Here is a 9,698-nt window from a genome sequence, read left to right as displayed (position 1 = left end):
TTTCAGCCAATGTTTATAAATGGACAGTACTTTAGCCTGATAAATATGAATATAAAAAACGAGCTGATTATAATATTAGGAATATATATCTATTAATTCTGTTAGTTAGATATAATTTCTTTAAAAATTATTCGGTATGTAAAACCGATATTACCACTAATGTCAAATTTATTTGTGATACTGTTTGCTTACAGGCTGTACCCTAAATCAACAAAATTGAACTTAAAAAAGCTCACGTGATTATAGATGTATGCCGAAAAGGCACACATGTTGACGTTAATTACTTATATGCCATAATGGCGATCTTTACCAAAGAAGGTGAAGCACACCGCTTCCGTTCTTTCTATCTATAAGACCTGAAAACTTAGGTAAAATAATGACTTCTCATGCAGAACGTAAAGAAGCCCGTTTGGTTGCACGAATCTCTACAGAGATTCAAGAAATCATACAAAGGGCAGCTGATTACTCCGGTACAACCATTTCACAATTCCTTATCGAATCAGCGATGGAGAAAGCACGTAATGTGATTGAACGGACCGAAACATTACACCTCTCAATGGCAGGTGCTGATGCATTGTTTGCAGCTTTGGAAAATCCGCCAAAAGCAAATAATAAGTTGCTCAAAGCAGCGAAGCACTACAAGGAAACGGTGAATGTCAATAATCATTGAAGAGGTAACTCAGCAACATAACCGCAAAACTTTTGATTGCAGCGTAGCTGAATTAAATCAGTTTCTACAACAACAAGCCCGGCAGAAAACCGTAAAGCACATGTCAAAAACTTATGTGGCCTGCCGGGATTCTGCCCCTGCGACAATCATGGGTTATCACACCCTCACCGGATATTCTGTGACAACGCCACCTGCTCACAAAGATTACAAAAACTATCCCCATCCACTCAGTGCTGTAAAACTAGCCCGTCTTGCGGTGGATCATTCACAACAAGGACAAGGTTTAGGTGAGCGGTTATTGATTGATGCTATATATCGAACAGCATTGGTTGCACAACAAATTTCGGCCATTGGGCTATTTGTCGATCCTATGTCTCCACAAGTCGTTCCCTTTTATCAACAGTATGATTTTTTACCGGCTGATCCCAGCGATCATTCTCGCCTTGAAATGTGGCTTCCAATTCAAACCTGTATAGAGATTGCCAACACCTTGCCGTAAACTGAACTGCCCCAAAGTTCAGCACTTCATCATTAGCAAAAATAGCCAGTAAACCTTTGCCTAATAGGCTGTTGACAAAATTCTCGGCGGTTCCAGCTGAGAATCTCATGTCTGACCGTCAGTTTTCTTCTTTAATGCCAGTCTGCTGCGTCTGTAGGAATATTTTTCTATAAACAGAAGGGGTCATGCCCGTATTTTTAATAAAGGCCCTGCGCATCACATCGCTGCTTCTGTATCCACAGGCTCCCGGTATTGCCTTGAGCGGGAGCCTGCCTTCCTCAAGTAACGTTCGCGCTTTCTCAATACGTGCATTCTCCAACCACACTCCGGCCTTCATGTTGAGCTCCTGGCGGAACAGGCGTCCCAGATGCCTGATGCTCAGGTTCATGTGTGTAGCCATATCCTGTAGGCCACTGATATCCTGCAAGTTTACCTGCGCCCAGCGTTGCAAATCCTGAAAAGCGGCTCTCCCGGATAGGGACAACTGGCTCCTGCGGATAAAGTGCCCCTGACAGACCGGTCGCCTGAAAAACATGACGAGACTCGCTGCCACCTCCATCGCGAGCTCACGGCCCAGATCTTCTTCAACCAACCGGAGCGCCAGATCCAGCCCGGATGTCACCCCCGCAGCAGTTCTCAACGGTCCATCAGCCACATAGAACATGTCCGGTTCAACCGTGATTTCGGGAAAACGCATCGCGAGCAGTTCAGCACACTCCCAGTGGGTTGTCACCCGACGCTGTTTCAACAGTCCGGTCTGCGCCAGCAGCAGGGCACCAGTACAGACAGAGCCGTAACGCTGACTGCGATGACACATTTCGATGATTGCAACGCGCTCCTGTTCTGAAAGGGTATGGTTATGTGCATCCGGCGCGCCAGCCACAAGAAACGTGTCTGCCGGGTGGCTGGCGGTATGGCTCAAAATCACATCGGCCATCAGCCTAACGCCTGAAGAGGAAGTGATGATGTCTGACCCAGTTGACATCACGCTCAGGGAATAGACCTGCCGGTGCAATATGCGGTTCGCCTCAGCGAACACGTCCAGAGGGCCTGAGACATCAAGCAGTTGAACGTTAGGCACAGCCAGTATGGTGATGTTGTGAATCATTGCTTTGCAGAAGTCTTATTTAATCTTAATGTCCTTAATCATCGTTATAAGTTGATTCAGGACGGATGTCATGTGTTTTATGCTTACCTTCACTTAATCAACCGGAGACAGCATATGAGTTTTTCAATTAATGGTGTGAGTATTCCTGACACCCAAATAACCCGTGACACAACCACGTTCATCCGCGATACGGAATCTGACCTGCTTTTTCATCATTCGAGTCGTGTTTACTACTGGGGGGCGCTCGCGGGTCAGCGTCTTGGGCTTAACGTGGACCATGAACTGCTCTATGTTGGATGTATGTTTCATGACATCGGCCTGACACATGAGCACTGTAGCTGTGACAAACGATTCGAGGTTGACGGCGCGAATGCGGCGAAACATTTCCTGCAAGGATATGGCATCGCTCAGGCCGATATTGATAAAGTCTGGACGGCGATTGCTTTACATACCACGCCGGGCATTCCGGAGTTTATGGCGCCCGAAATTGCGCTCGTCACCGCTGGCGTTGAAATGGACGTGTTAGGTATCAATTACGAAGCATTCAGCGACAGTGAGCGCAGTGCTGTTGTACAGCAACACCCACGCACTGACCGCTTCAAGGAAGATATCATTCAGGCTTTTTATGACGGCATCAAGGACAAATCCCAGAGAATATCAGGTAATTTCAATACGGATGTCATACAGGATAAAGAGCCCGGACTTGTTCCCCTCAATATCTGCCACGTGATCCGCAATTCCCGCTGGAAAGGCTAAGTGCCTTGCTGTGACAGCTGGAGGATAACCTGCTATTCAAATGTAGGTTATCCGTTTTGAAACGGTATTCTATCCATCTTCCCTCTAATCTTAAACGTTCGCTTCACTTTCAGAGAATTTAGGGGGAAAATTCCGCAGTTTTGTTAAATTGATATTCAAGTTTTCTCGTTTTTCTTGTATTTGATTTTTCAGGTTTAAAACCAGAGAGGGTAATAGATATACCAATGGTATTAAAATAAAATCCCATTTTTTTAATCATTTTTAATATTGCTAAATGCTATTTTTTCACTATGCGGTTAATCCTGTTAAATGTTTTAATCTAATTCCATGTTTTATTATTTGGTTAATAATGTCATCTTATTAATCAGTTTAAAACCCGTTTTTCATGATGTTTTCTCTTTCTGTATCAGTATAATATCAAATTTTTTACTCGCTTTTAAAAAGCGTTAATCACTATTTTTTACCTTTGATAATTAAAGTTTTTACCTGTTTTTTCGGATTAAAACAGAGTGCCGGATAAAGAAAATGACACTTTTTCAACAATCTTAGGTGTATGCCATAATCATTTAAAAGCACGAATATAGAAAGATTGAAGCTTTTATACCCAATAGATTTCAAGTTGCAGCGCGGCGGCAAGTGAACGCATCCCCAGGAGCATAGATAACGATGTGACTGGGGTAAGTGAACGCAGCCAACAAAGCAGCAACTTGAAAGATGAAGGGTATATATCAAGGGCGGATTTAACTCAGTAAATACAACTTTTCAAAAGAAGAGTTAATTGCATTTAATAGAAAAGCATTAACTATTAAAAGAGAGTTGAAAAGAAATCCGCGCGTAAAAGAATATTATCCGAATAGACGGGTATTTAAGTGCTTTCTCGCCGGTTATTTTATGAATAAAACCCTAAAAATAATGCAATAAAAAAGGGATAAAACGGTTAATTTGGCAGGATTTAAGTCCTGAAACAGGCGGTGATTATCGGAAAAACAGAAAGGGGTGTTTTTATATCATCAGGTTATTTATTTGCTGATTTATGAAGAAAAAATAAAGGGGGATGACTTATTAAAACTACGGGTAAAACAGCGTCAGTAAAGATAAAAAGTGGATATGATGAGTATTTGTTAAACGTAAAACATGATAAGCCGATGATGATTAAACTTAATAAAAAGCAGGCGTTAAAAGGGGTAGAAAAACGGTTAAAACTTTATACCGATTAACATTATCAGTTAAAAAAATGAATGTTAATAACAGTTTAAAACCTGCCTTGGTTTTGTGGGTATTTCAATTAATGGCCCTGGAGTTTGATATTTATGACCGTACCTTTAATCGACAAGCTCCGGTCTGGCAACCACACTTAACAAGGTGTCCCTCCAGTGCGACAGGTATTCCCTGTATATTGAATAAGTTAGAGCCTTCCGCAATAGCGCCGGTTTGTTTACAGGCGGGACAAAATACCGAATCACCTTTACGGGCAACCTCCAGTTGTTGGTTTACCAAACCGGAACCATTGAGAACATTTCCTCCGGTTGTTGTGGTATCACCTTTAAGGATAATTTTTTTTCTTTCCACTACACTTCGCATTATTTACTCCGTTATATTTTCCGCTTCTCGTATTAAATGCCAGATTGTTGTGCCCGACTCCGCTCCCTGAATATCAAAAGCCATCGCGCCCTGAGCAAAGAAATACTGCTTGTCAGGGATGCTGTCGGTTTGCCAGAATCCGCTGACAAGGGCCGGATGGCTTCCCTTCCACGGGGTCACGTGCAGAGGTCCACGGTCATAGCGGGCATACCAGGCCAGAGTGGAAGTTGAATTAAAATGTCCTTCACCATAAAAATGCAGAGAATGGCCTTCACGGGGGATCACCCGTATCGGGCGTATCAGCTGGTTAATGGCAAAATAACTCGCCGGGACACTGCCCGGTAGTGGTGTTAGATCCGGGTATTGACCAGCCCGGATCATCAGACCATTTCGGTAAGGGCTAATCGCCACATCCGGGTAGCGTGCCAGCGTTTTACGTATCCAAATTTCCCCACCTAGACGGTTGACAAAGCGTTTGGATAGCAGGGTGATCCAATTAATGCCCCGGATGGAATGTCCATACTGTAATACCGCAGTATGAACCGCAGAATTGACTTGCAGGGAGGGATAACGTTGCGCTAGCTGGTACTCTAAGGGAAAGTAGTCATGGTAATCTCTGGGGATGACCAGGCTGTAGCCACAGTCCCCACTATCCGGTTCGAGTTGTTCGCACAGAAAATCCAGCCAGGCCATAAATTTGGTCATGCCGTCTTGCTCTTTCAGATAATCCCAAGGAAGTGTCAGGCTTAGGTAAGAACTGCCGTTATCACCGCTTATTTCCCGGGAATCCAGATAACGCATCAGATAGCGAGGGGCTTCATAGAGATTTTTGGCGTCACTGACTACCCAACTAGAAAGCTGGTTTTTTTTTCGATTAAGAATACCTTCTTCGACTTTGGCAATATTTTCTGGGGAATATTTTTTTAATCCCTTTAGTGAATGACGATGAAAACGCAGGTGGGTACCAAATTCTTCGCGAAAGCGGCGATAACAGGCCAGAATGCGTTGCTTTTTCTCTTGGGTGTAACCCTGTTTAAAAAACAGGGTAATCGAGATACCCAGACGGGAAACAGTCAGCCCATCACCATTGGTAAAAGTAAAACCAACCAGTTGTGATTTTAACCGGGAAAGATAATCCGAAGTTTCCATATTCTCTCCGTTCATGATGAGATAGTGGATAATCTGTTATTCCCACATATTTGCTGCTTCCCGTATCAGATGCCATACGGTTGTACCCGATTCTGCTCCCTGAATATCAAAGGTTGTCGCCCCCTGAGCAAAGAAGTACTGCTTGCCAGGCAGACTATCAGTTCGCCAGATCCCGCTAACCAGGGCTGGTTCGCCGCCTCTAATCGGAGTTATATGCAGAGGTCCACGGTCATAACGGGCATACCAGGTTTGTGTGGAAATATCATCAAAATGACCCTCTCCATAAAAATGCAGTGAATCACCTTCTCCCGGAACAAAACGTATTGGGCGTATCAGTTGGTTAATGGCAAAGTAACTCGCCGGGACACTGCCCGGCAGTGGCGTTAAGTTCGGGTATTGACCGGCTCGGATCATCAGACCATTGGAGTAAGGGCTAATCACCACATCCGTGTAACGAGCCAGCGTTTTGCGTATCCAGATTTCCCCACCCAGTCGTCTTACAAAGCGTTTGGACAGCAGGGTGATCCAGTTGATGCTCCGGATGGCATGGGCATAATCTCTCAGTGTTGTATGAACCGTAGAGTTGACTTGCAAGGCAGGATAACGTTGGGCTAGTTGATACTCTAAAGGAAAGTAGTCATGGTAATCTCTGGGCAGGACCAGACAATAACCACAGTCTCCCCAGTCGGGTTCAAGCTGTTCACACAGAAAATCCAGCCAGGCCATAAATTTGGTCATGCCGTCTTGCTCTTTCAGATAATCCCAAGGAAGTGTCAGGCTTAGGTAGGAGCTACTGTTATCACCGCTTATTTCCCGGGAATCCATATAACGCATCAGATAATGAGGGGCTTCATAGAGATTTTTGGCATCACTGACTACCCAACTAGAAGGCTGGTTTTTTTGTTGGTTAAGAATGCTCTCTTCGACTTTGGTAATATTTTCCGGTGAATATTTTTTTAGCCCTTTCAGCTCATGACGGTGAAAACGCAGGTGAGTGCTGAACTCTTCGCGAAAACGGCGATAACAGGCCAGAATATGCTGTTTTTTCTCCTGGGTGTAGCCCTGTTTAAAAAACAGGGTAATCGAGATACCCAGACGAGAAACAGTCAGCCCATCGCCATTGAGGAAGGTAAACGCGGCCAGTTGTGATTTCAACTGGGAAAAATAATCCAAAGTTTCCATATTTATCTCCTTTCATTATGAGGCGGTGGCGAATGTCACACTCGCCAATATTGCCAGGACAGCCGCTAATGCTGCGGCGCTGACTGCTGCTGCGGCAGCTAAAATTTCCACCAGTGCAATCAGCGCGGCAGCGACGGCAAGGGTGACGAGAATAACAACGGCAACGCCGGTAATAATTACAACCACTTCCAGCATGCCTTCCCCCACCTCTTTCAATATTTGCATCCAGCTAATGTTTTTCAGCTCTTCCAGGGTGATATCTGAGCCCTGTTGCACGGTTTGCCACCGGGCTTTTATCTCATTCTCAGTCCAGGTCACGATTTTCCCGGTTTGTTCATTAACCCAGGAAAACGCGTAGCTGACTTGATGAGTGACCGGATCAATAATCTCTTCGCACACCCACTTTCCAGTTTTACTAAACCATTCCCCAAACTGAGCAAGGAGCTCCCGAGTACTGTCGCGGACATAATTCAACCCATTTTCGGCCAGACCAGCCACCTCCTGCCCGAGGACAACCCAGTCTTCATAGCTGGGTAAAAAAGACCAGGGAGAAGTGCTGATCAGCGGGAGTTTTTTTGTCAGCGGCTGAGGAATGGTCCCCGGCACACCCTCTTCGGGCAGGATGGGTAAAGCTTCATCATCAGGAGGCGAACCGGGTGGCAGCGGGGCCAGCGGTATCGGATTTTTATAGTGTTGGGAACCGGGTTGATAAAGTCTTCGCCACGCTTCATCATACTGTTTTTGTTCTTCTGTGCGGCTATCGTCGACACGCATTACACCAAAACGAGAACGGGTAGCAATTTGAATATAATCTTGTTCCTGATTATCAGATAGCTCATCCCCCGGAAATTTCACCTCAATCAACATCTTCAAATTATCAGAGTGCACAGAACCATCGAAGTAGGTGGCATTTCTGCCCGGCCAGCGGATAGCTTCATCTTTAACCAAAATAATATCGGGGCGACGGATACCAACAACCTCAAATTTCTCCGCGTCTTCGGCAGAAGGTCGGGCAAACGGATTACTGGATTGCGGTAAATTATCGCCATAACGCTGCTTCGATATTTGACTGGTTGCCAGCATGGGTAAGGGCACCGCCCCTTCTCTGATAGCAAACACCACTTCTGCTTTATAAGGCCACAGGAAATCGTGCTTATACTCTTCAATTTTAATTAACCCACTCATGACAATCTGCTTAAGAGAACGTATCTCTCCCAGTTTTGTGGTTATCCTGGCAGGCAGCCGCTGGGCATATTCAGCTTTTCTCGCCAGATAACAGGGATCTTCATCGGCGGGAAAGACCCCGATTTCCATCGTGCAGGTGATTGATGTGACGGCAGGGCACATCTTGCCGCTGTTGGATATTGCCATACTTACTCCTCCATAAACTCCATAACATACTCTACGGGCGCGTTATCACTGACCTCGTATACGGTTTTCTTCGGCTTGGGTGTTGCTTCCGGTGAATTCAGTTGCAGATTTTCTTCGGTCGCACTCTGCACGGTCATCGTTCTGCCCAGCGCGTCAGTTTTACCCGGGATGACCTGACCATCGCCAGTGGTGATGGTATAGAGGGTATTCACCAGCGGCTTATCGCTTTGCTCACTTCGCAGGGTATAGCGAGCGGAGTAGTCAAACAGCGCACCGGCGGATTTCTTACCGGTGATGTGGTCGGTCATAGTGATGCTGACGCCCTCAATACGGATATTCCCCATGGGATCAATGACTATCTGTCCGCCGGCGTTCCCAATGGTGATTTGCCCGCTGTCAGAGTGCAGCGAGATATGTTTACCCACGGTAATTTGCTGGTTATCAGCGACGTTCAATTGATGGCTTTTACCAATTGAAATGGCTTGCTGACCTTTAATGGTCACCGTTTGATTTTGACCGACTTCCAGCGTCTGGCAGCCCTGCACGGCTTCGTCATCATCGTTTTTAATTATCGCAGTGCGGTTATGCTCAACGTCTGTTTTCTGGTCATTGCCTATCTGCGTGGTTTTATCCCAGAGAACCTGCGTTTTCATATCCCGCTGAGCATGAATAAACACTTCCTCGCTGCCTTTGGCATCCTCAAAGCGCAGTTCATTAAATCCCTGGCCCCGGTGAGTTCGGGTTTTAAAGGTGGTACGGGTCTTCTCCATCGGTAAATCAAGTGGCGGGCGGTTGAGGCCGTTGTAGGTACAGCCCGTCACAATCGGGCGGTCAATATCGCCATTCAGATAGCTGACTATCACCTCCTGACCGACGCGGGGTATCGCCATAAAACCGAAACCGTTGCCGTTCCAGCCCTGTGAGACCCGCACCCAGCAGGAAGCGAGGTCGTCCGCTTCATCGTAGCGGTTCCAATGGAAGTGGATACGTATCTCGCCGTGTTTGTTCACATAAATCTCTTCGCTGCCCGCCCCGACTACCGTAGCGACTTCATCACCGTCCGCCAGCGGTTTGTAGCGGTAAGGTGGCCGCCAATCCTGGTGTCCTGGAATAAAGGTGACATCGTTTGTCAATGTTGTTCCTTCGCCACCGTCGTTTGAGGCGATAGGCTGCCGCCCATAATGAGTGACAGACAGCACCTGCCAGCAGTCATTCATCGTTTCTATTGGATGGGATTGCAGCGTAAAAATTTTGCCCGGACGAAGCCGGATACAGTTGGTTTGGGCTGTGCCAACTTTGCTGTAGTTTTGTAACTGCTCTAACCGCAGTTGGGTAAAAGGTTTTCCTTCCGCATCCCACTGAAAACGCCCGTAGCTTTCAAA

The 9,698-nt window shown here is 46.0% G+C and carries 9 protein-coding genes; 3 read left to right on the top strand and 6 right to left on the bottom strand.

The window, feature by feature from the left end; translation table 11 throughout:
• The first annotated feature begins 376 nt into the window (after positions 1 to 376).
• A complete protein-coding gene (locus LGZ99_RS19345) occupies positions 377 to 670 on the top strand; it encodes a type II toxin-antitoxin system TacA family antitoxin (protein ID WP_036836775.1) in 294 nt (97 codons plus the stop codon).
• Entirely contained in the window at positions 654 to 1,169 is a 516-nt protein-coding gene (locus tag LGZ99_RS19340) for a GNAT family N-acetyltransferase (RefSeq protein ID WP_036836777.1), read from the top strand. The genes LGZ99_RS19345 and LGZ99_RS19340 overlap by 17 nt, the downstream gene beginning before the upstream one ends.
• 118 nt (positions 1,170 to 1,287) lie before the next feature.
• Here the strand turns inward: LGZ99_RS19340 and LGZ99_RS19335 are convergent, their stop codons facing one another.
• The gene (locus tag LGZ99_RS19335; RefSeq protein ID WP_262979463.1) at positions 1,288 to 2,277 is read right to left on the bottom strand and encodes a GlxA family transcriptional regulator; all 990 of its coding nucleotides are present in this window, start codon (positions 2,275 to 2,277) and stop codon (positions 1,288 to 1,290) included.
• Between the two features lie 114 nt (positions 2,278 to 2,391).
• Here LGZ99_RS19335 and LGZ99_RS19330 point away from each other — a divergent pair, with 114 nt between their 5' ends.
• Complete coding sequence (locus LGZ99_RS19330) at positions 2,392 to 3,033, top strand: HD domain-containing protein (protein WP_023045996.1); 642 nt, start codon at positions 2,392 to 2,394, stop codon at positions 3,031 to 3,033.
• Between the two features lie 1,308 nt (positions 3,034 to 4,341).
• Here the strand turns inward: LGZ99_RS19330 and LGZ99_RS19325 are convergent.
• The 5 genes from LGZ99_RS19325 to tssI form a co-directional block, all read right to left on the bottom strand.
• Positions 4,342 to 4,614 carry a PAAR domain-containing protein gene (locus LGZ99_RS19325; protein WP_046975334.1) on the bottom strand — a complete coding sequence of 91 codons (273 nt, stop codon included), beginning with the start codon at positions 4,612 to 4,614 and terminating at the stop codon, positions 4,342 to 4,344.
• Positions 4,615 to 4,617: 3 nt separating this feature from the next.
• Positions 4,618 to 5,763: a DUF3396 domain-containing protein gene (locus LGZ99_RS19320; RefSeq protein ID WP_262979462.1), complete on the bottom strand. Its 1,146-nt coding sequence runs from the start codon at positions 5,761 to 5,763 to the stop codon at positions 4,618 to 4,620.
• 36 nt (positions 5,764 to 5,799) lie between these two features.
• Entirely contained in the window at positions 5,800 to 6,945 is a 1,146-nt protein-coding gene (locus LGZ99_RS19315; protein ID WP_036836781.1) for a DUF3396 domain-containing protein, read from the bottom strand.
• A gap of 15 nt (positions 6,946 to 6,960) precedes the next feature.
• Positions 6,961 to 8,316, bottom strand: coding sequence for a VRR-NUC domain-containing protein (locus LGZ99_RS19310; protein WP_036836782.1), 1,356 nt, complete (start codon positions 8,314 to 8,316; stop codon positions 6,961 to 6,963).
• Between the two features lie 2 nt (positions 8,317 to 8,318).
• On the bottom strand, positions 8,319 to 9,698 hold a 1,380-nt coding region (gene tssI, locus LGZ99_RS19305; protein ID WP_262979461.1), incomplete at its 5' end, for a type VI secretion system tip protein TssI/VgrG.

It is taken from the genome of Photorhabdus temperata (assembly GCF_025384845.1).
Lineage (GTDB): Bacteria > Pseudomonadota > Gammaproteobacteria > Enterobacterales > Enterobacteriaceae > Photorhabdus > Photorhabdus temperata.
Note: the sequence above shows the minus strand (reverse complement) of the source record. Positions and strands in the feature narration are given on the sequence as shown.